The sequence below is a fragment of the Streptomyces sp. NPDC020731 genome (assembly GCF_044334705.1).
Lineage (GTDB): Bacteria > Actinomycetota > Actinomycetes > Streptomycetales > Streptomycetaceae > Streptomyces.
In genome coordinates this window covers 21738-45431 of the sequence record NZ_JBIRTN010000033.1, presented here as the reverse complement: position 1 = coordinate 45431, position 23694 = coordinate 21738, and the positions used below count along the sequence as shown (strand labels likewise).

General features: G+C 69.3%; 25 protein-coding genes and 3 pseudogenes. 17 read left to right on the top strand and 11 right to left on the bottom strand.

From position 1 onward, the window contains the following. The first annotated feature begins 480 nt into the window (after positions 1–480). Complete coding sequence (locus tag ACH4VX_RS34360; protein ID WP_398373102.1) at positions 481–1014, top strand: EF-hand domain-containing protein; 534 nt, start codon at positions 481–483, stop codon at positions 1012–1014. Between the two features lie 604 nt (positions 1015–1618). On the opposite strand, the gene ACH4VX_RS34355 is transcribed toward ACH4VX_RS34360, so the two are convergent. Beyond that, entirely contained in the window at positions 1619–2593 is a 975-nt protein-coding gene (locus ACH4VX_RS34355) for a GNAT family N-acetyltransferase (RefSeq protein WP_398373100.1), read from the bottom strand. A 325-nt stretch (positions 2594–2918) separates the two neighbouring features. Between ACH4VX_RS34355 and ACH4VX_RS34350 the strand changes: the two genes are divergently transcribed. Further along, positions 2919–3248 (top strand): hypothetical protein, encoded by a 330-nt coding sequence (locus tag ACH4VX_RS34350; RefSeq protein WP_398373098.1) that lies wholly within the window; start codon positions 2919–2921, stop codon positions 3246–3248. A gap of 144 nt (positions 3249–3392) precedes the next feature. On the opposite strand, the gene ACH4VX_RS34345 is transcribed toward ACH4VX_RS34350, so the two are convergent. From ACH4VX_RS34345 to ACH4VX_RS34330, 4 genes are all read right to left on the bottom strand, one after another. Then, positions 3393–3656, bottom strand: a complete 264-nt coding sequence (locus ACH4VX_RS34345) for a winged helix-turn-helix domain-containing protein (protein ID WP_398373097.1) — start codon at positions 3654–3656, stop codon at positions 3393–3395. 93 nt (positions 3657–3749) lie between these two features. Further along, the gene (locus tag ACH4VX_RS34340; protein ID WP_398373095.1) at positions 3750–3935 is read right to left on the bottom strand and encodes a helix-turn-helix domain-containing protein; all 186 of its coding nucleotides are present in this window, start codon (positions 3933–3935) and stop codon (positions 3750–3752) included. Positions 3936–3988: 53 nt separating this feature from the next. Further along, positions 3989–4429, bottom strand: a complete 441-nt coding sequence (locus ACH4VX_RS34335; protein WP_398373093.1) for an alpha/beta hydrolase — start codon at positions 4427–4429, stop codon at positions 3989–3991. A gap of 48 nt (positions 4430–4477) precedes the next feature. Beyond that, positions 4478–5032, bottom strand: coding sequence for an alpha/beta hydrolase (locus ACH4VX_RS34330; protein ID WP_398373091.1), 555 nt, complete (start codon positions 5030–5032; stop codon positions 4478–4480). Here ACH4VX_RS34330 and ACH4VX_RS34325 point away from each other — a divergent pair. The 8 genes from ACH4VX_RS34325 to ACH4VX_RS34290 all read left to right on the top strand — a co-directional run bounded on the left by ACH4VX_RS34325 (position 5012) and on the right by ACH4VX_RS34290 (position 11579). Continuing rightward, positions 5012–5398: a hypothetical protein gene (locus ACH4VX_RS34325; protein ID WP_398373089.1), complete on the top strand. Its 387-nt coding sequence runs from the start codon at positions 5012–5014 to the stop codon at positions 5396–5398. The two genes, ACH4VX_RS34330 and ACH4VX_RS34325, sit on opposite strands and share 21 nt — an antisense overlap. Positions 5399–5902: 504 nt before the next feature. Continuing rightward, positions 5903–6427, top strand: a complete 525-nt coding sequence (locus tag ACH4VX_RS34320) for a hypothetical protein (RefSeq protein ID WP_398373087.1) — start codon at positions 5903–5905, stop codon at positions 6425–6427. Between the two features lie 346 nt (positions 6428–6773). Beyond that, positions 6774–7679, top strand: a complete 906-nt coding sequence (locus tag ACH4VX_RS34315) for a LuxR C-terminal-related transcriptional regulator (RefSeq protein ID WP_398373085.1) — start codon at positions 6774–6776, stop codon at positions 7677–7679. A gap of 80 nt (positions 7680–7759) precedes the next feature. Further along, positions 7760–8005: a hypothetical protein gene (locus ACH4VX_RS34310; RefSeq protein ID WP_398373084.1), complete on the top strand. Its 246-nt coding sequence runs from the start codon at positions 7760–7762 to the stop codon at positions 8003–8005. Between the two features lie 506 nt (positions 8006–8511). Next, positions 8512–9045: a 2'-5' RNA ligase family protein gene (locus ACH4VX_RS34305; RefSeq protein WP_398373082.1), complete on the top strand. Its 534-nt coding sequence runs from the start codon at positions 8512–8514 to the stop codon at positions 9043–9045. Between the two features lie 226 nt (positions 9046–9271). Next, positions 9272–9499, top strand: a complete 228-nt coding sequence (locus ACH4VX_RS34300; protein ID WP_398373081.1) for a hypothetical protein — start codon at positions 9272–9274, stop codon at positions 9497–9499. 529 nt (positions 9500–10028) lie between these two features. Next, positions 10029–10604, top strand: a complete 576-nt coding sequence (locus tag ACH4VX_RS34295) for a hypothetical protein (protein ID WP_398373079.1) — start codon at positions 10029–10031, stop codon at positions 10602–10604. A gap of 702 nt (positions 10605–11306) precedes the next feature. Next, the gene (locus tag ACH4VX_RS34290; protein WP_398373077.1) at positions 11307–11579 is read left to right on the top strand and encodes a hypothetical protein; all 273 of its coding nucleotides are present in this window, start codon (positions 11307–11309) and stop codon (positions 11577–11579) included. A 553-nt stretch (positions 11580–12132) separates the two neighbouring features. Here the strand turns inward: ACH4VX_RS34290 and ACH4VX_RS34285 are convergent. After that, complete coding sequence (locus ACH4VX_RS34285; RefSeq protein ID WP_398373076.1) at positions 12133–12663, bottom strand: DUF4259 domain-containing protein; 531 nt, start codon at positions 12661–12663, stop codon at positions 12133–12135. A 1136-nt stretch (positions 12664–13799) separates the two neighbouring features. Between ACH4VX_RS34285 and ACH4VX_RS34280 the strand changes: the two genes are divergently transcribed. Beyond that, positions 13800–13925, top strand: coding sequence for a hypothetical protein (locus tag ACH4VX_RS34280; protein ID WP_398373074.1), 126 nt, complete (start codon positions 13800–13802; stop codon positions 13923–13925). A gap of 112 nt (positions 13926–14037) precedes the next feature. After that, a complete protein-coding gene (locus tag ACH4VX_RS34275; RefSeq protein WP_398373073.1) occupies positions 14038–14361 on the top strand; it encodes a hypothetical protein in 324 nt (107 codons plus the stop codon). 555 nt (positions 14362–14916) lie between these two features. On the opposite strand, the gene ACH4VX_RS34270 is transcribed toward ACH4VX_RS34275, so the two are convergent. The 3 genes from ACH4VX_RS34270 to ACH4VX_RS34260 all read right to left on the bottom strand — a co-directional run bounded on the left by ACH4VX_RS34270 (position 14917) and on the right by ACH4VX_RS34260 (position 18585). Continuing rightward, entirely contained in the window at positions 14917–17229 is a 2313-nt protein-coding gene (locus tag ACH4VX_RS34270; protein ID WP_398373071.1) for an FdhF/YdeP family oxidoreductase, read from the bottom strand. A gap of 36 nt (positions 17230–17265) precedes the next feature. Beyond that, entirely contained in the window at positions 17266–17886 is a 621-nt protein-coding gene (locus ACH4VX_RS34265) for an SRPBCC family protein (protein WP_398373069.1), read from the bottom strand. 153 nt (positions 17887–18039) lie between these two features. After that, positions 18040–18585, bottom strand: coding sequence for an AAA family ATPase (locus tag ACH4VX_RS34260; protein ID WP_398373067.1), 546 nt, complete (start codon positions 18583–18585; stop codon positions 18040–18042). A 191-nt stretch (positions 18586–18776) separates the two neighbouring features. Between ACH4VX_RS34260 and ACH4VX_RS34255 the strand changes: the two are divergent. Continuing rightward, positions 18777–19152, top strand: a pseudogene (locus tag ACH4VX_RS34255) (integrase); the annotation flags it as partial. A 559-nt stretch (positions 19153–19711) separates the two neighbouring features. Then, a complete protein-coding gene (locus ACH4VX_RS34250) occupies positions 19712–20263 on the top strand; it encodes a YciI family protein (protein ID WP_398373065.1) in 552 nt (183 codons plus the stop codon). A 232-nt stretch (positions 20264–20495) separates the two neighbouring features. Here ACH4VX_RS34250 and ACH4VX_RS34245 read toward each other — a convergent pair whose 3' ends face one another. Next, positions 20496–21098, bottom strand: a complete 603-nt coding sequence (locus tag ACH4VX_RS34245; protein WP_398373063.1) for a dihydrofolate reductase family protein — start codon at positions 21096–21098, stop codon at positions 20496–20498. Then, complete coding sequence (locus tag ACH4VX_RS34240; RefSeq protein ID WP_398373061.1) at positions 21095–21955, bottom strand: metalloregulator ArsR/SmtB family transcription factor; 861 nt, start codon at positions 21953–21955, stop codon at positions 21095–21097. Before ACH4VX_RS34240 ends, ACH4VX_RS34245 begins: the two co-directional genes overlap by 4 nt. Before the next feature lie 169 nt (positions 21956–22124). Between ACH4VX_RS34240 and ACH4VX_RS34235 the strand changes: the two are divergent. The 3 genes and pseudogenes from ACH4VX_RS34235 to ACH4VX_RS34225 all read left to right on the top strand — a co-directional run. Next, positions 22125–22367: pseudogene (locus ACH4VX_RS34235) on the top strand (transposase); the annotation flags it as partial. Between the two features lie 9 nt (positions 22368–22376). Beyond that, positions 22377–22654: pseudogene (locus ACH4VX_RS34230) on the top strand (Rrf2 family transcriptional regulator); the annotation flags it as partial. A gap of 223 nt (positions 22655–22877) precedes the next feature. Next, a complete protein-coding gene (locus tag ACH4VX_RS34225; RefSeq protein ID WP_398373060.1) occupies positions 22878–23522 on the top strand; it encodes a dihydrofolate reductase family protein in 645 nt (214 codons plus the stop codon). Positions 23523–23694 lie beyond the last annotated feature (172 nt).

Genomic DNA, 23694 nt, shown 5'->3' with positions numbered 1-23694 from the left:
CCATGCCTGTTCCGCGTCCAGGGCCGCTGCGACAAGCCGCCATATCCGGCGCTCAGCAGACGAATCACCCAACTCGAGACTTCTCAAAGACCCTGGGGTGCGGATCACCTGGTTCATGTGCGGTGCACTCATCGTTTCCGCGTCCCATGGGCACCGGTAGAGCGTGTGGAGACTGAACGGGGTATTGCCGGTGTGCCCAGTGCGCCGTGCGCGCCGGTTCGAACCGGTTCCCGTCCGATCCACAGTTTTCGGGAGCAGTTCCTCCCACGAGGCCGGGACGCGCAGGAGACGCAAGGGCGGGAGATCGCCGCTCCTGGCGTCCCGCCCGGCGACAGGCTCGGTGCACGTTTCATGCCGGAGCGACGCCATTTTCATTCTTTCTGTTGAACAGCCCGTCTTCCCTGGGGCACCGGATTCCGCAGCCCGCATAGTGACAGCGCGACGGCCGGCCGGCCGGCCGGAAACGAAAGGGAAGAGCCCATGCGGAACGAAGCGATCAAGCGGGTCGAGCTCGTTTTCACCCTGTTCGACGCGGACGGGAACGAGGTCCTGGAATCCGACGACTTCGATCTGATGAGCAGCCGGGTCGCCGCAGCCGTTCCTGAGGCCGACGAGGCACGGAAGCAGGCCATGCGTGCCGGCTTCACGCGCTACTGGAACACGCTGGCCGATGAACTCGATACCAATCACGACGGCCGGATCACTTACGAGGAGTACCAGGCGTGCGTCCTGTCGCCGGAGCGCTTCGGCGGAGCGATCGACGAGTTCGCGGCCGGCTTCGCGCGCCTCGGTGACCTGGACGGCAGCGGCACGGTCACCCGACCGGTGTTCGTCGGCATGATGAGGGGGGTCGGCTTCGACCTGCCGAACATCCATGCGCTCTTCGACGCCTTCGAGCCCGATGACGACGACCGGATCCGGGTGGACGTCTGGGAAGCCGAGATCAAGAACTTCTACGCCCCTGACAAGGGCGGTATTCCTGCGGACCTGCTGGCAACTTCTCCGGCAGCCTGATCCGGCGTGGCCCGCTGGGCGGCCGGCTTCTCGGCGTACTCGGGAGAAAAACGAAACGGGTCCGGGTGTGCCCGGGGAAGTTGAAGACGAGAGATCCGAACAGGAAGGTGGAGCGGGAGTAGATCAGCCGGGACTGCTGACATGAGGATGACTCCTGGGTGAGCCAGCGAATCCCTTTTCCTCGACGAACCGCTCGTAGCTTCACGCCACTCGAGCCTCGATGGCGTCATACCCCTGAGTCTCCGAAGTTGTGTGATCGAAGCCGAGTCCTGCGGCTATCTCCCTGATCTCCGCGGGTGGGTGTAGGAATCACCCACCCGCACAACCTCACTGTGACCGGGTGACCGGGAAGCGGCGCTGGTCATCCGGCACACCATAGATCATTTACGGAACAGCCCTTACGACCTCGTGCACGAGCTTCTTGTTACTGACCTTCAAAGAGCGGTGTCGCAGGGGCTGACGTCTCGTGATCCCCGCGGTATGCCGACGTGGTCAGTAGGAACGGTGACGGGCGGCCAGCGAGAGGTCGTTCAGCGTGGAGTCCTGGTGTCAGCCGTCTCCTGACGGCATCGAGTCTTCCCCGAAGCCGAGTATGGCGGTGGGCTCAGCGCCAGTCGTCGATCACGTAGGCGTCCGGGTGGCTGTAGCCGGGTTCGTTGGGCTTGTGCATGGTCACGCCTTGCAGCCAGGTACGGAAACCGCGGTCGACCATGCGCCGGTAGGCATCCTGGCGAGCCAGGCTCATTCCGGCGTCCAGTTGCCCCAGTCCCTTCTCGGTGGCCAGCTGCTCACACGCATTCAGCAGTCGTTCGAACCGGTCCGCGGCGTCCGGGCCAGGGCGTACGGCGCCGAATTTGACAAAGCACACGTCCTCACCGGCCTCCGACCCCGCTCCGCAGTGGCAGACAGCCAGACCGTCGAGGTCGGATTCGGCGCCCTCGAGGAGGATGGTGTCACCGAGCCCCTGCGCCTGTGTGGCCATGATCTCGCGCTCCAGGCTCAGGCCCTCGTACACGGCCCCCGTCAGTGTGCGACTGAGGCTCAGTGCGTCGGGCTGCTCAGCGGCGGTCAGCTCGCCGTACAGCACTCGGCCGGGGACTGCGGCACTGCCGGTGACCTGTTTCTTCATGATGGCTGTGAGGAATCGAGGCCAGAAACCGTACCGGCGGTAGAGCTCGAGGTGCTTGGGACTGTGCGAGAAGGTGAACAGGCCGAGGTGGCGGTTCTCCCAGGTGTCGAAGCAGGCCATGACCGGTTCCATGAGGCGCCTGCCGATGCCCTGGTCCCACAGATCCGGACGTACGGTCAGCGGGCCGAAGAACCCGACGCTGCCCCGGTCGGCGGCGAAGTTCGATCCGACGACCTCGCCCTCGACGGTCGCCGCGAAGGCCGCGTGTGGATCTGCTGCCCAGCGGGTGCGGACATAGTCGGCGGTCCCGAAGAACGTCTCCGGCTCAGGGGCCCCGAGGAAGGTCCCGAAGGCGACCCTGAAGATCTTGTCGGCCCGATCCAGGTCCGGCTCAACCAGCGGGCGGACCGACACCGAGGCGGCGACACTCGTTCGCTTCGCTGCGGGCATGATCGCTCTCCTTTCCGCCCCCCGGTTCCATCGCACCACGGACGTGCGCCGCGGGCGAAGCGACAGGTCCGGCGGTACCTCAAGGATCGAGCGGCCGCGTTCCCCGACGGCCGGGCGGCCGTCTTCCTGCCGATCGACGACCCGCTGGGCCCCGGTCCGCCGGGGGCCTCCGAGGAGCCGGAGGAACGCCGACTGTGCCTGCTCCACCACCTTGCCCGGGACCACAGCCGACAGATCCTCGACTCGGTAAGGAGTGCCCTTGAGGGCCGGCCGCTGTGGCCTGCCCCCGGACGGCAGAAGAAGCCTCACGAGTGGAGAGACCTGCTTGATTGATATGGGCGAGCCCGAACTGACCGTGTACCACCGCCATCTGGCGCAGTTGCCGGAGCGCGACAGCGAGGAGGACTTCCGGGCCCTGCTGGTCCGGGCCCGCCACGTCACCGGCACGTCCTACGAGACCATCCCCTACGACCACCAACAGGCGGTCCGCCTCCTGTGGAGCCACCTGGAACGCAGCGGCCACCTGCGCCGCGCCCACCGCGCTGCCCACGCCCGCCTCGCCTCCGGTCGGGCCACGCCCGACGAACGCGCCGAGCTGGAGCTGTTCCTCACCGTCTACGGCCGGGTCCACCCGACGACCGTCACCGGTGGCTGACCCGTACGCCCCACCCGGCGGACATCACGCGCTGTCAGCCGCCTCCACCTACTGCCCGCCGAGGGCCACCTGCTCGGAAAGGCAGTCATCCATGACGATCACCGTCGACTCGTCGCGCCTCCCCCTGGTGCGTGAAGAGTCCACCTACCTGGCGATCCGCACAGCCAGGGCGGCCGGACCGTCTACACGACGCGCATCCCGCTCTCCGACCTCTCGGTCGCACTCGGCGGCCCGCCGTGCGGGGGCCTGCGGGCTGAAGCCGAGCCGGCGCATCAGCCGCGTCACACCCGGGACGCTGCAGGAGACGTGGAACTTCCTCCCGATCGGCGTGGCCACCCGGGCGGCCGTCCACACCTGGTCCTCCACCCAGCCGTGCGCGGCCGGGCCCTGCTCCAGATATGCGGCCAACTTCTCCGGGCAGCGCGGGGACAGTCGGCATCGGGATCCGCTCGGACCACGCGAAGCCAGAGCCTGCACACCGCCGTCCCGCCACAACTGGTGTCACCGACAGGCCGACTTCCGGCTCACCCGCAGGCGCCGTGACACCTCCAGCGGCTTGATCCCCTGCTCGAACAGCCCGGCCGCCTGCAGCCGCACCGCCTCCCGGCGCCGCCGTCCCGCAGCGGTCAGCCCGCCCCATCCGCATATCTCACACAGCACGGGATACAGCCACCACCCCCGACCCATCAGGAACTTCGCCGAAGTTCACCCTGACGAGCCAAAGTCAGTAACGTCGGCCATTACTCGCTGTTCGCCTGAGGAGCAGCCAGGACCCAGGCGGCAAAGGCTTCGACGCCGTCCACGACCGCCTCGAAGCGCGGGGAGTGGAAGACATCGAACGAGTGCTGCACACCGGGCAGTTCGACGTAGACCACGGTGCTGTCGGAGACGTGGTGCAACTGGGCGACGAAGTTCCGGGCGCCCTCGACGGTCGCCAGCGTGTCCTTGGTGCCGTGGGCGATGAGGAACGGCGGCGCACCGGGGCGGATGTATCCCTGCGGCTGGAGCGGGGGCGGCGGCTCGTCCGGCGGGTCGCCGAAGTAGTGGCCGTAGTAACCGTAGAGGCAGATCGCCGCGGTGACCGAGGTGTCGGCCGACTCGAATCCGGGCTGGAACTTCGGGTCGTTCGGCGTGAGCGCGCACAGCGCCGCCAGGTTGGAGCCGACGGAGCTGCCCGCCACGAACAGCCTCGACGGATCGGCACCATGCGCGGAGGCGTGCTCGCGGACTCAGGCGATGACCTTCTTGGCGTCGATCTGGTGGCCGGGGAACGTGGTCTGGGGCCGCAGCCGGTAGTTGGCGCTGATGCACACCCACCCCTGGCTGGCGAGCCGGTACAGCAGGGGGCGTGCCTCGCGGTTCTTCCCTCCGCTGGTGTAGCCGCCGCCGTGGAAGTAGATCAGGACCGGCGCGCTCTTCGGCGCGTCGCGGCGGCGGTAGACGTCGAGGGGATTCCGGCGTCCGGCCTCCCCGTAACTGATGTCGGGGATCCGCCGGACGTCACGCCGCCGCATGAGGGCCGACAGCAGCAGGATGCGGGCCCAGGGTCGATGGCGGCGCAGCGGTACGTGCACACGATCCCGCCAGCCGGTCCCGAGCCCCTCCTCGAGGGCCTGTCCGACCACTTGGTCCGTGCGCAGCCCTCGCCAGGCGGAGACGGAGAGGCCGATGGTGGTGACGGCGGCCACCGCGGCCGTCACCTTGGCGCCCGTCGAATCCAGATCGCCCTGGGCGGCGGCCAGAGCCGTGGAGGCCACCAGGACATGGATGCCGACGAACGGCACCTCGTTGAGGATCAGGCCGAACCAGAAACTCGAAGTCGCCAGTGGCCGGGTCGGCGTGGCGCGACAACGGCGAAGAAGGTGCACCAGGCCAAGAGCGCGGTCGTCGCCACGTATCCCATCGGCATGGCCGTGATCGTAGCCGAGCAATGCTCGATCGAGCCGATCCTCAGTTCGATCGGACTCCGGGCCGAGGTCGCCCGAGGCTCGGACCGCCCGGCTGCCGCCCTGGCGATGGTCTTCAAGCTCGTGGAGTCCGACCAGGAACGGTGGCGGGCCATACCGGCACAACCTGTCGCTCTCGTCCGCGCCGGTGCCGTATCCGTCAACGGTGAGCTCGTCGAACGTCCCCGGGGTCACGCGGCCTGATCCACTTCAACCGGACCGCAAGTCCTGGCAGTTGCTCGGAGCACGCGGGCGGCGGAGCCTGCGGGGAAGCCCGCCTCGATCTTGACCACGGGCATCCGAGGAGCACTTCCGCTCAGGGCGGTTCGATGCCCATGACCGCCCCTGTCGCTCACAGGTGGCCCGATGTGATGCCCACGTGGTTTGTCGTCGTGGTCGTGGTGCCGGCTGCGATCGGCATCGTCCTGGCCTGTCGGCCGGAACGCTGACGGCGAGTCCAGAGCTGACGGGCCGCCGTCCGCCGTCCGTCGGCTGCCGGCGCCGGCCCACGCCGGCCATGGTCAACCCGATGCCCTTCGTCCGGCACGGGCCGGGTCGCTCAGAATGCTGCCGGGCGATCAAGGGCGCCGGCAGCGAGACCCCCCAACTGTCTGGGATGGGATACGCCGGCCGGCCGCGGCACTCTTTGTCCGACCGATGGCGGTGAGCCGCCTTCGGCGCGTTCGGTGACGACAACGAGGGGAAGAGATGTCCATACGAAGAAAGATCATCGGGATGCTGGCCGCAGCCACGGCCGCCGGCCTGACGGCGGCGGGAGCTCCGGCTGCTGTTGCGGCCCCGCCTGTGGCGGGTGACGCGGTCACGGCCTCTGTGTGGCGGAACATCGCTCTGACCGGCACCTACACGATCCGCGACGACGAGGGCATTTTCGCCGCCGGTACGTACTGCAACGGCAACGTCGCCTCCGAGGGTTGGGTGAACGAGGTCCGCACGCCGTCGGTGTGGTGGGAGACCACGTGCGGGGGCGAGATCCGTGTGGAGAAGCACGTGTCCGCCGAGACGGACGCCACCGGCGGAGTCATGATCCATGTGACCCTGCAGTTCTACGAGGGCACGAACGACACCAACACCGACCTCGACGCCGAGTACAACTTCAACCGCTACGTCCCCGCGGGACAGACCTCGACGGTCAGCGAGATCACGCTCCGCAACGGGGAGAACGGCGGCAAGGACTGGGCGAAGCTCAACCTCGTCCTGCACAACAACCGCTGACCCGTATCGAAGCGTCGATCGCGCGTCCCGGACACCGACGGTTCCCGGGCACGGTAAGCGGAGGCACAGCTACCTGCGCAAACCGGGCTCGGGAGCCCCGGTCCACGCTTAGCCTCGGACCATGAGGCGCTACGGGGGAGTAACACGGGTCGGCAGGTTCGGGGACGCGGCGGCGCGGGCGGTACAGTCCGCGCGGACTGTCGAGGAGTTCTTCGAGGCGGTGAAACGGGTCATACGGCCTGTGCTGCGATTCGACGTATGTGCCTGTGTGACCGTGGATCCGCAGACGTTGATGAACACTGGCGGTGACTACCGAGACGGCCTGCCGTCCGCCATGATGCCGCGCATGCTCGACATCGAGTACCGCGAGGGGGATGCCAACGACCTGTCGGATCTGGCGGCCAGACCGACGCCGGTGGGCCTGCTCAGCCGGGAGACGAGCGGGAACCTCGACCTCAGTCCCCGGTACCGCGACATCATGCGACCCCTGGGTTTTCGCGACGAGTTACGCGTGCTGCTGCGGGACCGCCATGGAGCGTGGGGCGCCCTGATCATGGGCCGCGCAGACGACTCGCCCCCGTTCGGTTCCCCGGAGCTGGCTGTGGCGGCGTCGCTGGCCCAGCCGCTGGGGAACGCACTGCGCAGGCTGCACTTGACGCGGCTCGCCGAGGAGAACGCCTCGGGAGCGGCGCCGGGACTGGTACTGCTGGACGGTGACCATCAGGTGATCCATGTGACGCCCACCGCGGCCATGTGGTTCGACGATCTGGCACACACCGACGGCGTGCCACCCGGTGACCGCGGACTGCCTCCCGCCGTGTACGCGGTGGCAGCGGCGGTGCAGGCCACAGGGGCCGCGGCCTCCCACACCTCGTGGATGCACAGCCGCAGACACGGCCGGGTACGGTTGCACGCCTGGCGCCTGGAGGAGCCCACGGCGACCTCGGCCCGCACCGCTGTCGTTGTCGAACGGGCCGGTCCCACCGAGCACATCGCGCTGATCGTCGCGGCGTACGGGCTGACCCCTCGTGAGAGGGACATCACGGCCCTGGTGCTGCGGGGGCAGTCCACAGCCGACATCAGCCGCAGCGCCGGCTTGTCACCGCACACGGTCCAGGACCACCTGAAGGCGGTGTTCGACAAGACGGGCGTCCGCAGCCGGCGGGATCTGGTCGCCACCCTCTTCGCCCGTCACTACGTGCCGGACATAACGCCGGCCGCATCCGCATCACAACGTCGTCCTCGGGACTGAAGAAGCAAGTCCTCCGACCCGGCGGCTCCGACCCGTCCGTCGTCCTCACCGACGCCGACATCGCCCGGGCCGCCGCGTGGGTGGTGCTGTGCGCGGTCGGCCTTGCCGCCACCGCCGAACTGAACGCCTCCTCGGCACCGGACCCGCAGCCTGAGCAGCCCGTCAGCGCCGAGTGCGCCGAGTACATCGCGGACATCGAGATGCAGCCGGCAAAGGGTAAGCAGGAAGGCAGGGGAGACGGTGTGCTGGTCTTCTCGCGAGTTCAGGTCGGCACCGAGGACGACTGCCTCGACGAGCTCCGCGACCGCTTCCGTGGCGATCGGTGAGCCGCAGGACATGGCTCGCCGCGACAGCATGGCTGACCTGCGTCGGTGCCGTGACGATCATTGCCGTGGGTGCCGCGTCGGAACCAGAGTCGCGGGTGTACTCCTCCTGCCTGGCGGCCGACACCAAGCCGGTGCCTGCGGACGACGACCCGTGCGACGGCCGTTGAAGAACGACTGAGCGACTGTCCGCCGCAGGATGGCAACCGCTACGAGGTTGTGCACGATCGAGGTCCAAGCGTGGGGGGAAGCGGACGCGTATGCCCTGGTGCGGGTTGCAGCGCCGAGCGAGCCGGCGGGCGGCGGCGACGGCATCGTCGGCCTGAAGACCTCGGACGCCCTGCGCCCCCGCGGCGCGGCGGGCCGCAGGGATCTTCGCGCATGACGGCACCGGAGACGATTGCAGCGGGGTCGGGGCGGTGTGGGGCATCAGTGGACTCTGCTGTCTGCGCGCCCCCTCATTGAGCCGGAGTTCCTGTTCGCCCTGGCCTCGCCGGTAGGCTGCGGTGGTGCGCACGGTCGAGGTTCTGTTGGACGAGGCGGCAGAGCTGGCGGTTCGGGAGGCCTGGCGGCGACTCGCGGACGCGGGGCTGCCCAGTCAGGCGCGTCACCGCTCACCGACCAACAGCCCGCACCTCACCCTGGCGGCCTGCCCGGAGCTGACCGCCCCGATCCGCTGGGAGCTCGCCGAGGCGGCCGCCGCCCTGCCGCTGCCGGTACGGTTCACCGGAGTGGTCCGCTTCGAGCGGCCCACCTCGGTACTGGCCTGGGCGCTGGATCTCGACTCCGCACTGGCCGGCTTGCACCGCCGGGTGTGGGAGGCGGTGGCCTCGGACAGCCCGCCCGAGACCCTCAGCCCATTCCACGAACCTGGGCGCTGGAGCCCGCACGTCACCCTCGGCCGTACCCGGCGGACAGGCGCCTTCGTCAACCGGCGGGTCCCCGAACTGCTGCCTGCCCCGCCGCTGTCGGTCCGGCTCGTCACCCTGCGCAGCTACGACACCGTGAACGGTGCCCTGGAGGTGCTGGAGCCCCGCCCCTGAGATGCCCCGACGCCGACCGGTCAGCGCCCCTGCCGAAGTGGTGGCCCAGCGGCCTGCGGCACCGCCCGCAGTGCCCTGCCGCCACGGCGTTTCCTGATCTGGTCGTCCCGCTCCTGTCTGCCCTTGGACGCGTGTCCGCCCGGCCGCCGGCCCAGCGCGTCCCACGACCGGGGCAGGACGGATGCACCTGTCTCCCGCGAGCACGACGTTGTCAGTGCCGCTTCACATGCTGCAGGGCACGGCCCGTTCCTGGACGCGACTGCATGAGCACCTCGCCCTGTTCGCCGCCTTCAAGCTCGAGGTCGACGCCCGCAGACGCACCGTCGCCGAACAGCGGCTCAAGCAGCCCGAGCGGCCGACCCCGCCGACCGGCAGCAGCACCACACGAACCGGCCCGACCAGGGCAGGGGAGCGGGCCGCGACCGCTGAAGGATGCCGACCAGCCGGCATATGACCGATCTGCGACTTCACCCGCGAGTCCCGGCGGCCCGGACTGAGAATCGGGGCGTCGGGACCCGGAACCTTGACCGACCTGCACGAACCGCTGGAACCGCTGGAAACGCTCAACGATCACCTTGGCGAACTGCCCTGCCCCACCGGCGCGGCGACGTGGACCGGGCAGTCCACCGATCAGGACTCGCCGGGCAGTGCCGACGCCTCCTGTGTCCTGGTGTACGGCCCGATCCCCGAGGTCAACAAGGGCACCATCGCCCACGCTCCGCTGCCTACGGCCCTCCGACCGGGCCAGTTCGGGCATGGCGCGGCATCAGAGCTGGCGTCGGCGTACATCGGGAGGATCGGCAACCGGCGGGTGAAGCGGCACGAGCTATGGCAGTGTCCAAGAGGTGACAGGCCATCAGCAGCGGCTGGGCAGGGTACGGCTCGCCCGGCAGAACACGGCACCCGCCCGGATCCGCAGGCGGTCTCAGCGCGATCGGGGATCGCGGGTCCCATGGGTCGCTATCGGTGCTGCGGTAGGTGCCGTGGCTGCTATCGGCAGCCTCATCTTCACCGCAGTGGCCACGTACTTCAGCGCGGTGGTGGCTCAGGACCAGCTGGACCAGGGCAGGGAGGACGCGCAGCGCGCCGCCCGCGCCCAGGCGGCGCTGGTCACCTACTACACGACCGATGAGGGATCCGAGTTCGTGGAGACGCATATTCATGTCGTCAACCGGTCGCTGGATCCGGTGACCAGGGCGGACCTGGGATTCCTGGTGAGATCGAAGAACACCAAGACGTACAAGCAACTCGTGCTGACCCAACAGGCCATGGTGGGTATCCAGCTGCCACCGTGCACCAAGGCGGACGTCGACGCGAGGAAAGTGGTCTTCAGCCAGTACTACGACAACTCCGGGTTGACCCTTGTCGGCTCCGGCAGAACGGGGTCGGTGGAGCTTGACCACTTGGCGTTCACAGACGCAGACGGTGTGCGGTGGAAGCGGACGGAAATGACGCTCGAGGAAAACCCGTACCCCCCACCGGACAACACATACAGCATGTTCACGCCGAAGGATGCGATCACGTACAAGAAGGCGGAACACTGCGGTGAAGGGAGCTGACCTGTCCCTGGCCGTGTGCCGCTCGAAAAGCCGTTGGCGCAGGTGAGAGTGGTGCGGTTCGGTCACCGGGAGCATGTCCGCGTGACCGTTTCCTTGCTGCGCAAGGCGGCCCGGGGCTGCTCCCCATCCCGTCGGTGCGCTGCGCCGTGAAACCACCAAGGACGCCGAGCTGCTCGTGCTGCGGCAGGAGAACACGGTCCTACGCCGGCAACTGGCAGGACCGATCCGCTACGAGCCGGCCGACCGGTCCTGGTTCGCCGCTCTGCCCGCGCGATACCCCGGCGACGCCGGCGGGAGGTCTTCCCGGTCGCCTCCGCCACTCTGCTTGCCTGGCATCGTGGGTTCATCGCCGCCAAGTGGGACCGCACCGCACGCCGACGCGCCGGCCGCCCGCCCATCCCAACAGCGATCAGGACGCTCGTTCTGCGGCTGGCCCAGGAGAATCCGCGGCGGGGCCACCGGCACATCCAAGGGGAGTCGGCCCGACTCGGGTATCGGATCGCCGCCTCGACGGTCCGGAAGATTCTCAACGGCGCGGGCGCCGACCCGGCGCATCGTCGCTCCGGCCCGGCCCGGCGCGAGTTTCTGACCACCCAGGCAGGGGCATCATCGCGGCGGACTTCCTCCGCCTCGACACCGTGCTCGGCACGAGGCGCCTGCGTACCACCGAGAGTCACCGCCCGCCCGGCCCGGGGGTGGGCCGTGCGACAGACGGGGAATCTCGCCGCCGGTCTGGGCATGCGCATGGAATCTTCGCGGTTCCCGGTGCGTGACCGCGACGGCAAGTACGGTGCGGCGTTCGACGCGGTCTTCGAGGCCGAGGAGCTGGAGGTGATCTTGAGCGCCTCGCGAGCTCCTCGGCTGAACGCCCACTGCAAGAGGATCATTGGCGGCATCCGCCGTGAGGCCCTCGACCACGTCCTGATCGTGAACGAGGCCCACATCCGCCACGTCCTGGCGGCTTGCCAACGGTGACCGCGTCAAGATCGGCGCCTGGCCGGCCAAGGCCCGTACGCGACACTGCTTCGGGCAGCTGGACGCCGACCACGAGAGCCTGGGCGCCGCCCTTCCCGGCGGTGACTGGAGGGACGAGAGCACGCCTGTCACGACGCGGTCCCGGTCCTCGGCCCCGGGGACACCTGGTGGGAGAACGGCGTCAGGGCGGCACGTCTCACCCAGCCCTTGGCCCTGTGCCTGGCTGCTCGCGCAGACTGCGGCCATCGCCACCATCTGGCAGTTCCTCGCGGAGACGGGCGGCCCCCCGCCGGAGAACAGCGGTGTCAGCCGGACGCCGTAGACGCGGACCGCTCGGTGAGGTCCCTTCCGCAAGAGCCCGGCCGCCTCCTCACCGTCCAGGTGCTCCAGCACACGCGGGCCCTGCGGACGGCGAAGGCGACGGACATCAGGGTGGGGTTGCACGCGGTGGGCCTGGCGGGCGGACCGGGGACCTACGGGCTGCCGCACCCGCCGGCGGAGCGAAGGCGCCGCTTGTCCTGCGCACCGTGTGAGTGTCCGTTCGGGGCGGGCATCAGCCCGAGTCCTCCTTCTTCCTGAGCTCAGCCAGCGCGTCGAAAGTACGGATCAGGACTGCGCGTCGCTCGTTCTTGTAGTCCGATGAAGCCTCCAACTCGTCCATGCAGCCCTCCCACACCGCCATGTACGTCCTCTTCCACCCCTCGACCACTTCGACCTCGGGCAGCGACACCCCCACGTAGCCCTGCCGCGCCAGGAGGCTCAGCAGTTCCAGGTTGGCCGGCACCGCGACTCCCCAGTACTCGTCGGGCTCGATCCCGACCGGGTCGCCGGCCATCGCGTCCGCGACCTCGGTGATGAGCCGGTCCGTGAGCATCGACAGGTGGTCTGCGGCCGTGTCGTTCTCGAAGTTGCCAGTGCCCCAGTCGCCCACGGGGCCCCCTCTGCTCGTTGGGTCGATACGCGAGAGTTGTATCAGCGCGTACCGACAACCGGGCCGCACAGAGGTGCGGCGGGCCGCGCCGTAGCCGCGCGGCTTGTCGGTGACCAGCGCCCGCGGCACCCGGCACCGCTTCTTCGGCAGCATGCGGGAAAACCGTTTCGCGGTCGATGCGTCGCGCCCGCTCCGGACGAGGTTGCCCCCGTTCGTGGCCGACGGCGTCGCAGCTCGCGGCCACAGGCCGGACCGAACTTCGTACACCACTCCCGGATGGTCTCGTACGAGACGCCCTCACCCCGGGCAAGCTCAGCGCGAAGCGGTGGCAGAGCCGGACACGGTGGGCGATGACCTTCCTCGGGAACCGGTACCCCTGGTACGACGGCGCCACGGTGTCGCCTCCCGACAGCCAGCGGCCCAGCGTCCGACCGTGACACGGTCTGCGGCTGCGCAGCCGGTACGTCTGCGCAACGTGCTTACAGGTGCCGGCGGAGGCCGTGGCCTCCGCTCACGCGTGCGCCGCCCGGTTCCCAGCCGGCCCTTCCCCGGCCTGTGAGAACACCACCCGGTGCAGCTTTCCATCGCTGTTCGATATCGATTGCCTCGCATTCGAACACCCGGAAATCTATGGTGGCTGGAGTAGACATTGGATGGTGTCCTGGTTAAGATTCTCGCGTAGTCCAGAGAGTCAAGCGGGACTCGGCAGAAACGAACTGTCGAGCAGCAGGACAGGAAGTCGCAGTTCGCAGTACCCAGCAGCGAAGTCAGTGAGCGGTACCCCGGTGAAGGCGTCGGCTGCGGGCGCGCGCACCGGGTTCGGCTGTCGAAGAGTGGCGCTGTCACAGGTCACCGAGCAGTTCGCATCACCCGCAAGCAGTCGATCACCGAGGGAAGAACGGAGGAACAAGCGCCATCAGGATCGCCCGGGCGGAAGGTTCGCGCCCGGGTACCGCAGGACATCGTTAGTGAGGTGGTCTCCGGTCAAGCAACCGCGATCCCCGCATCCCCGACAGCGAAGTTCGGCTCGGGCATGCGGAAGCACAGGGCCGGCGCAGTACTGAGGCCGGCAGATGGTGTAGCAGTTCCTTCGGGGCCCTGGTGCCGTACGGCACCAGGGCCCCTCCGCACGTCCCGCAAAGAGGGGTGCAGATGACAGCAGACGACTCGTTCAGCCGTCTCGACGACGACCACCCCGCCTGCACCATGGGCCGGGCCGCCGACATGCTCGGCACCACCCCATCGCCCCCGTCAGCCGACAGGGGGAGGCCGCGATCATCCTGAGCACCGTGCAGTATCTCCTCGTCCCCGGCCGGGCCGAAGACCTCCACCGCTACCAGGAGCGCATGGACCGCCTGCTGGACGCACCCGCGGTACCGGTACCGGACGACGGTGGCCGGCCGGGGCGCACATGACACGCCGGCTGGTGCGAGGCAGGACGAGAACGGGACCGGGACGACGACGGCCTGACGTGCCGTGCTGCCCCGGCGCTGCGCCGGGGCGGACCCGGTGGGCAGAATCGGTCGCGTGGAAGCACACCAGTCACCGGAGAGAACCCCCGACGGGCACTTCGTCGTCATCAGGGGAAGGAAATGGCGGGCAACCGATCCGTCCACCCCCGAGGAGACCGCCGCTCGTCTTCGACGTCACCTCATGTCGGCTCGTCGCGCGGTGCGCTCCGCGACGACTGCGGGCGACGCGCAGGCCGAGCGGGCAGCGCGTGCACGCGTGAACCGGGCGAAGGTCGCGCTGGGCGAACGGGGCACCCCCTGGTGGGACCAGCCCGAGGACGAGCGCCGACGACGCTGGGAACAGGGGCTCGCGCGCCTCGACGCGGAGACGCAGAGCTGAGGTCGTAAGAAGGCAAAGGGCGACAAGGCGAAGGAAGCGCTCGAGCCACGCTGTCCGCTCGCACGACCTCTGTCCAGCGCATGTCGATGCGGGAAAGTCGCTCGATCCGTTCCGGTGTCGGTGTCACAGCCCGGCTCCGTCGGCTGCCGGTCCACGCCCCGAACTTGATCTCACGTTCCTCCTGATCAGCGCCACCTCATGCCCACCGACCTCGTCCGGATCGCCGCGACCCCGGACGTCGTCCGCGACGACGACTGGCACCGCACCCGGCTGCACGAGGTCTCCGCCACCGTCCGGGCGGAATTCACCGACCTCGGATACGACCTGCGCCGCGCCGTCCGAACCCTCCGCGCCGGCGGGTGCTGCGGGGAGCGGCAACGCCCTGCGTCCTGTTCCTGGTCCTGCTCCTCGTGGTCGCGGCGGCCTTCGCGATCCCGGCTGCCCGTATGCCCCCTCCCGTGGGTCCTTCCTGATCCGCTGAGGGCGCGTCGCCCCTGCCGGCAACGCCCGACGGGGCCCCTGTCGTCGCGGGCCCCGTCGGGATCGTGCCATCGGTCAGGCAGGTGCGGGCTGTGTCCGGTCAAGGGTGGGGTCGAGGCGGACGACGATGCCCTTCGACGTGGGCTGGTTACTGATGTCGGCGACGCTGTCCAGCGGCACCAGGACATTCGTCTCCGGGTAGTAGGCGGCGGCCGAGCCCTTGGCGGCCGGGTAGGGTACGACCTCGAAGTTCTCGGCCCGGCGCTCGGTACCGTCCTCCCAGACGCTCACCAGGTCGACGTGATCGCCCTGGGCGAGGCCGAGTTCGCTCAGGTCGGCCGGGTTGACGAGTACGACGTGGCGGCTGCCGTGGATGCCGCGGTAACGGTCGTTGTCGGTGTAGGGGACGGTGTTCCACTGGTCGTGCGAGCGCAGCGTCTGCAGCAGCAGGTGACCCTCGGGCGCCCGGGGGACCACGCGCTCGTTGCAGGTGAACAGGGCTTTGCCGACCTTGTTGCTGAAGACGCCCTCGTTGACCGGGTTGGGCAGTTGGAAACCCCCGGGGCGGGCCACCCGAGCGTTGAAGTCGTGGAAGCCCGGCACGATGCGGGAGATGCGGTCGCGGATGGTGTCGTAGTCGCCCTCGAACTTGTCCCAGGGGATGTCCGCCTTGCCGTCCAGGGTGCGCCGGGCGAGCCGGCACAGGATGGCGACTTCGCTGAGCAGCAGCGGGGAGGCCGGTTCGAGGCGGCCCTGGGAGGTGTGCACCTCGCTCATGGAGTTCTCGACGGTGACGAACTGCTCGCCGTCGGCCTGGACGTCACGCTCGGTGCGCCCCAGGGTCGGCAGGATCAGCGCGGTGTTGCCGCAGACGGTGTGCGAGCGGTTGAGCTTGGTGGAGATGTGAGCGGTCAGCCGGCACGAGCGCATCGCCTCCTCGGTGACCTCGCTGTCGGGAGCGGCGCGGACGAAGTTGCCGGCCAGGGCGAGGAACACCTTGACGCGGCCCTCGCGCATCGCCCTGATCGAGTTCACCGAGTCCAGGCCGTGCGGGCGCGGCGGGTCGAAGCCGAACTCCTTCTGCAGGGCGTCGAGGAAGGTGTCCGGCATCTGCTCCCAGATGCCCATGGTGCGGTCGCCCTGCACGTTGCTGTGGCCGCGCACCGGGCAGGCGCCGGTACCGGCGCGCCCCAGGTTGCCGCGCAACATCAGGAAGTTGACGATCTCCCGGACGGTGGGTACGCCGTGCTTGTGCTGGGTGATGCCCATCGCCCAGCAGACGATGACGCGGTCGCTCCGCAGGACCTCGTCGCGGACCTTCTCGATCTCCTCGCGGGTCAAACCGGTCGCCGTGCGCACGTCGTCCCAGTCGACGGTGCGGGCGTGCTGGGCGAACTCCTCGAAGCCGGTGGTGTGGGCGTCGATGAAGTCGTGGTCCAGGACGGTGCCGGGCCGGGCGTCCTCGGCCTCCAGCAGCAGGCGGTTGAGGGCCTGGAACAGGGCGAGGTCGCCGCCGGGCTTGATGTGCAGGAAGCGGTCGGCGATCTGGGTGCCGCGCCCGAGGACCCCGCTCGGCTTCTGCGGGTTCTTGAAGCGGCGCAGCCCGGCCTCGGGCAGCGGGTTGACCGCCACGATCCGGCCGCCGTTGCGCTTGGCCTCCTCCAGGGCGCTGAGCTGACGCGGGTGGTTGGAGCCCGGGTTCTGCCCGACCAGGAAGATCAGATCGGCGTGGTGGAGGTCATCGAGGCTGACCGTGCCCTTGCCGGTGCCCAGGGTCTCGCTCAGGGCGAAGCCGCTGGACTCGTGGCACATGTTGCTGCAGTCGGGCAGGTTGTTGGTGCCGAAGGCGCGGGCGAAGAGCTGCAGGACGAAGGCGGCCTCGTTGCTGGCGCGGCCGGAGGTGTAGAAGACGGCCTCGTCGGGGGAGGCCAGCGCCTTCAGTTCCTGCGCGAGGACGTCCAGGGCGTCGTTCCAGCCGATGGGCTCGTAGTGCTCGGAGCCGGGCCGCTTGATCATCGGCTCGGTGAGCCGCCCTTGCTGGTTGAGCCACATGTCGGAGCGGGCGGCGAGGTCGGAGACGCTGTGCTCACGGAAGAAGCCGGCGGTGACCCGGCGCGTGGTGGCCTCGTCGTTGATGTGCTTGGCGCCGTTCTCGCAGTACTCGTTGCGATGGCGCCGGCCCGGGGCCGGGTCCGCCCACGCGCAGCCGGGGCAGTCGATCCCGCCCACCTGGTTCATGGTCAGCAGGTCCACCCCGGTCCTGCGCGGGGAGGTCTGCTCCAGGGAGTACTCCAGCGCGTGCACGACCGCGGGGACTCCGGCCGCCCACTTCTTCGGCGGTGTCACGGAGAGGGTGCTCTCCGGCTCCTCACCGGGCGGGTTCTGCATCGGTTCGCCTTTCTCTTGCCGTGTCCGGCACACCGGTCAGCCGACGGGCCACTGGGCCACGCGGCTTCTGGGCGGTTCCGGCTGATCGTGCTGCACGCGGCCGTTGCGGATGGTGCCGCGCCAGGCCCCGCCCTCCTGCCCCAGTCCCTCGATGAACCGCTTGAAGTTCATGAGTTCGCCGCGCACCAGCCGGGCGGTCAGACGGGCGGCCCTGGACGAGCGGGTGAGGATCCTCGCGGCTCCCTGCGGTTCCAGGAGCATCCGGACGGTGATCGCGGTGCCGCCGGACCCCGTCGGCCGGAACTCGACCTCGCCCTGATGGGAGGGGTTCTGCTCCAGACCGCGCCAGGCCAGGTAGGCGTCGGGGTCCTGCTCCACGATCTCGACCGCGAAGCGGTGGCGCAGGGGCCCGTAGCCGATGGTCCAGGCGGTCACGGCGGGCCTGATCTGCTCGACGCCGTGCACCACGGTCGAGAAGCGCGGGAAGGTCTTGAACTGCGTCCACTGGTTGTACGCCGTCCGCACCGGCACCGCGACCTCGACCGTCTCCTCGACGTGCCGCTCCCGCAGCGGACGGCGGCGCGTGACGCCGTCACCGCCGGTACGTGTCCCCGGCGTGTTCGGCACGGCCTGCCGGGCGTCGTCCTCGTGCGCCATCGTGGTCTCTCCTCCGGTGAGGGAGCCGGGCGTGCGGGCACCCGGCCTCCCCTCGTACGTCAGGGCTTCTCTTCCGGTTCCCTCATCGCGCACTTCGAGTCACCCGGTGCGTCCGTGTCCCGTGCGATCCCGGCTACCAGGGGGACGGGCCGGTCATGGGGCTTCCCGCGGAGGCTGAGGCAACCAGTCAGCGGTGGCCTTGCGGATGTCGGCGACGACCGTGCCGCCGGGGTCTGCCTCGTCGCCCGGCAGGAGGTCGGCGATGCGGTTGTCGAACTCGGTCCGGATGGTGCGACGCAGCGGCCGGGCGCCGAATTCCGGCTGGTGGCCGTGAGTGGTCAGCCGCTTCTCCGCCGCGTCGGTCACCTCCAGCTTCCTCCCCTGCGCGTCCACCCGCCACTCACTGTGATCCAGCAGGTGGTCGACGATCGCGCCCAGGCCGTCGGCGGTGATGGTGTGGAGGACGATGGTGTCGTCGACGCGGTCGAGGAACTCCGGCAGAAACCGGCCGCGCAACCCCTGCGTGAGCGCGTCCTTCAGCTGCGCGGCGTCGGCCCCGGTGGCCGAGGATGCGGCGGGCGCCGTGCCGGACGTCATGACGATCACGCAGTGCCGGAAGCCGACGACGCGGCCCTGGCCGTCGCTGAGGCGGTCGTCGTAGAGGATCTGCAACAGCGTGTTGAAGACGTCCGGGCGCACCTTCTCCACCTCATCTCGAACAGCGCTACGCCGTACGGGTGGCGGCGGACCTTCCCGGTGAGCTGTCCGCCCTCGTCGAAGCCCACGTATCCAGGCGGCGCGCCGACCAGGCGGGCGACGGTGTGCTTCTCCTCGTCGAGAGGGGCGGTTCATCACCGCCAGCCGCCTCTCCGCCATCGACTCCAGCCGCCTTGACGTCACCGAGGGCGGCGGCCACGCCGGTCACGCTGCCGGCCCGGCACCGCAGGCCGATCGCCAAGAAGTGGAACTACGCCGACCGACGCCGCACCGGCCGCCCTCCCATGGCCTCCGCGCTCAAGAGGCTGGTTCTCCGTCTGGCACAGGAGAACCTGCGGTGGGGCCACCGTCGGATCCAGGGTGAGTTGGCCCGGCTGGGACATTCGATCGCACTGCCCACGGTGTGGGAAATCCTGCACGCGGCCGGCATCGTCCCGGCCCCGCACCGGCCCGAGCCGGCGCGAATTCCTCACCACCCAGGCCGAGGGGATCATCGCGGCGGGCTTCTTCCATGTCGACACGGTCACCGGCAGGCTGCTGCACGCGCTGGGGCGTTGTCAACTTGGTTGGTGGGCTCAGTGCCTGGGCCGGTCTTCGGGCGGCTGGGCGCGGGGAGGGGGCGTCGTGGCTCCGTCGTACAAGGGGTAGGCGTCTCCCCACACTTCCGGCCACACAGGCACCGACTCATCACGAGCCGGACAACCCCGGTCCGGCACATCCCGACACACCCTGTGCCCAGCCAAGTTGACAGCGCCTCCCGGAGACGACGGGGGAGGGCGGGAGACAGGCGACATCGCTGCAGGCCCACGAAAAGAAGGACGAGGGAGTCAGCCGGTGTGAGCCCGGGCGAAGCAGTGCAGCCAGCGGGAATCCGCGCTGCGGGATGTCATCCGGACAGGGGTCAGCCTCGCGTGAAGTTCCCCCATGTCACGTATGCCAGCGAGCTTCGCTTTGCCGGCGTGGGGGTCCGGGCATTGGTGGCCGAAGAGGCTGCTGCGGACCCATCGCTACGCGGACTCGGCACGCGCGCTTCTGACCGAGACTGCCGAACAGCCATCGCCATGAAACCCGCTCGACCTGGCCACCTCCTTGAAGAGATCCTTTGGGCATGGAGTTCCTCTGCTACCACCGCGACCGGCCCGGCTCCCTGCCGCTGCGCGACGAGCTACTGGAAGAGCATTGGTCCTACATGGACCGGTACGCGAAGGAGATGATCGCCCGGGGCCCGACCCTCGCCGACGACGGCGACACACCAACCGGCAGCGTGCACGTCGTCGACCTGCCCGATCCCGCCGCCGCCCGCTCGTTCGCCTTCGACGAACCGAACTACCAGGCCGGCGTCTACCGGGACGTGCTGCTGCGACGGTGGCGCAACACGCTGAGGCGCACCATGTGGGACTTCCCCGGCGGCCGGACCGGCGGCAACCGATACCTGGTGCTCGGCCTCGGCGCCGGGCAGGCCGCCGACCTCACCTTGCCGCCCGGCCGGGACGAGCTGATCGCCTACGGGCCACTGCTGTCCGACGACGGCGTCACCTGGCTGGGCACGGCGGCGTTGCTCCGGGCACCGGACCCGGAAACGGCACGCGCCATCCTGACCCCGGACCGGTACGCCGACATCGAAGTGCACAACTGGCAGTTCGGCGGGCGGCCGTCATAACCCGAGAACGTCCGGCCGACGTCACCGCCGAAACCCTTCGGATCGCCCGGCGTCCCCGTGTTTCACCCGAACCCACGGATGCATCGGCCTGACGCACACCGGTGCACCCGTGAGTTCGCGCTGAAGGACCTTCGGTTTCCCTGAACCCACAGGGATCCAGGGGCATGATCCAGATACGCCGGAAACCCGCCACAGGATGATCTCGAATTGACGAGTGCCCTGATCGGCCGGCTCAGCGGACTCGGTCATAGACGAGAGACAACGTGCCGTGCTCGCCCGCGGCCTGGCTGACGAGCGCCCACTGCCCCGCGGGCAGCCCGTCGTCGAAGAGGCGCGGCCCGCCGCCGAGGAAGACCGGAAAGACCGTGAGCGCCAGTCGGTCGACCTCGTCGGCCGCCAGCAGCGCCTTGATGACACTTGCGCTGGAGAGCACGAGAATGTCGCCGCCTTCGGTCGCCTTGAGGTCCGCGACCACCTCGGTGGTCGGCTTGTCGACGATCGTCGTCCGCTCCCACGGCGCCTCGCCGAGGGCGGAGGAGAGGACCACCTTGTCGGTGTCGAGGAGCCACTTCGCGAATGCCTCGTCGCGCGGGTCGGCGCCCTCCATGCCGATGACGGTAGGCCAGAAGCTGAGGAACCCCTCGGCGTTGACCCGCCCGAGCAGGGCCGTCGTCGCCGGCTCCCAGAGGCTGGTCAGGTGGTCGCGGGCGACGTCGGTGACGGCGTACGGCATCACCCAGCCCATGTCCAACGGGTCCTCCGGCGCAGCGTAGTGGCCGTCGAGCGAGAGGCTCATGTTGGTGACGACTCTGCGGCCGCCGGTCTGGTTGGTCACTTCGTGCTCCTTGTGCCGGTGCCGGTGGCGACGGTGCCGTGTGAGTCTGCGACGAGGGTCGCCGCGAGCTTGTCGAGGCTCTGGCCGAAGCCGATCTCGATGCCCGCGATGAAGTCCGCGGAGTCGACAGTGCTGTCGGTGATCCGCCAGTGGACGTTGAGTTCCGTGCCGGTATCGGTGGGCCGGAGACCGAGGTCGACGTGGGCGGTGAAGGCGAGGCTGCCGTCGGGAAGGAGCGGGGAGAGCCGGTAGGCCAGGCGCTCGACAGGACGTACGTCGTCGACGACACCCTCCGCCCGCCCGGCGACCAGGTCGGAGCCGTCGGCGTCCTCCGCATCGCGGTACTCCTGAACGATCCGACCACCCTCTCGCGCCTCGAAGACGAGCTCGGAGACGCACAGGTCATCGGGCGTCCACCATCGGGCGAGCAACGGTGCCTCGGTCAGGTGGTGCCAGACCAGCTCGGGGCGCCCCACCAACGACCGGCAGAACCGGAACGAGCGGCCGTCGGCCCACCCCGACTCCTCCGCGGCGGCCCGCTCCGCGTGGAGGCTGACCCCGTAGCGGTCATAGGTCGCGCGCGGGCCCCCGGCCTGGTCCGCGGTGTCAGCGAGCCGGCCGAGTGCAGCCGCCAGATTCCGCAAGGGAGCGGACCGGAGCGCGTAGATGCGGCGCTGGCCGGTGCGCTGGGAAGTGACGACGCCGGCGCGCTCAAGGGTCTGCAGGTGCTTGGTCGTCTGCGGCTGGCGCGCCCCGGTGAGCTGGGCGAGAACGCCGACCGAGCGGGGCCGCTCGGCCAGCAGGCTCACGAGCCGCCAGCGGGCCGGGTCGGCCAGTGCGGTGAGAAGTGCGTCCATGGAGACAAGTATTCCTGACGGAGAATATTCGTGTCAAGGAATGTTTTCGGGCCGGTCGGATCGCCGATGGGCCGGTGCTTGATAGGCGTTCACTCATGAAGGCAGGCTGGTTTACCTTCGGAGGGCCACCGGGCTCGCTCATCCGGGCGCCCGGGAGAACCCGACCCCGGACATCCACCTGGTCCTGGACAACTACGCCGTACACAAGACACCCGCCATCAAGAAGTGGCTGCCGGCACATCCCCGCTTTCGCCCGCACTTCACGCCGACCGGCTCCTCGTGGCTGAACCTGGTGGAACGGTGGTTCGGCGAACTCACGCAGAAGGAGCCCCGCCGTGGGACCCACCGCTTCGTCCAGGCCCTCGAACGCGACATCCGGGCATGGAACGCCGACCGGAACGACGGCCCCCGGCGGGACGTGGGCTGGTCGCCGGCACGCGAGCTGGAGTCGATGCCCCCGCTCGACGTGTACGAGGCAGTGGAACCCGGCCCGCTGTTCGCGGTGCACCGCACCACCCCGGACCATGGATGCGTGGGGTGGGTCACGGCATCCAGCCGGCAATGCGGAGCATCCGCGAGGGCATCGAGGAGACCCTGAGGCACGAGCTGGCCCGCGTCACGCTCGAAAACGTGCTCCGGGACGTACTCGCGGCACCTCGCCGGTGTTCTGACCGGGAAGGTTCGCCGGGTTGGCGGTAGGAACGGTGGGATGGACGGTGACGTCCGTTGCGACGCATGTGATCGCGGCGCCCACCCCGCTGCCGTCCGTGTCCGTCATGGCCACACCGTCAAGGGGGCCGCTTCCTGACGTGCCTTGAAAAAACTTGTGGGCCGCTGTCGATCCGGCCACGTCCTGTTCGACGTCATGACGTGCGGCGCCTTGCCACACGATGATGTGAGACAGAACCGGACGAGGAAACACATGGGCCAACTGCTGAGAGTCATGAACTTCAACGTCTCGAGTGACGGAATCGGTGCCGGTGAGCACCAGAGCCTCGAGCGACCGTTCGGCCACGACCATCCCGAGAGGCTGTTCGCCTGGGCCGGCGCCACGGCGAGCTGGCCCATGCGCACCGACCCCGGGGGCAGCCGGGGCCTCGACGACTGCTTCACGCGGGACTTCGCACGCAACATCGGTGCCGAGATCATGGGCCGCAACAAGTTCGGGCCCCAGCGCGGGCCCTGGCAGGACCATGAGTGGCACGGCTGGTGGGGGCAGGAGCCCCCGTTCCGCACGCCGGTGTTCGTCATGACCCACTACAAGCGTCCGTCGTTCACGCTCTCCGACACCGCGTTCCACTTCGTCGACGGCGCCTCGGCCACGATCCTCGAACGGGCGCGGGAAGCGGCGCAGGGGCAGGACGTCCGACTCGGCGGCGGGGTCACCACCATCCGGCAGTTCCTCGATGCCGGCCTCGTCGACACCATGCATGTGGCGGTCTCGCCGGTAAAGCTCGGGTCCGGGCTACGACTCTGGGAGCCCCCCGATGAGCTGCTCGACCGGTTCCACCTGGAGGTCGTGCCCAGCCCGAGCGGCGTGACCCACCACCTGTTCTGGCGCAGGTGAGCGAGGTCCCACTCGAGTTCGGGCTGCGGGTGCGAAGGAGCGTCCGCTCCAGCGGATACCCTTCTCGCTGCGGATGCGGGCGAGTTACTTGCGCCGGGCGGCGAGTACGTCGGGGTGGCGGGTGTCGGCGTTGCGCCGGCTGCCACCCGCCCGAGGGGCACCCGGCGATCTT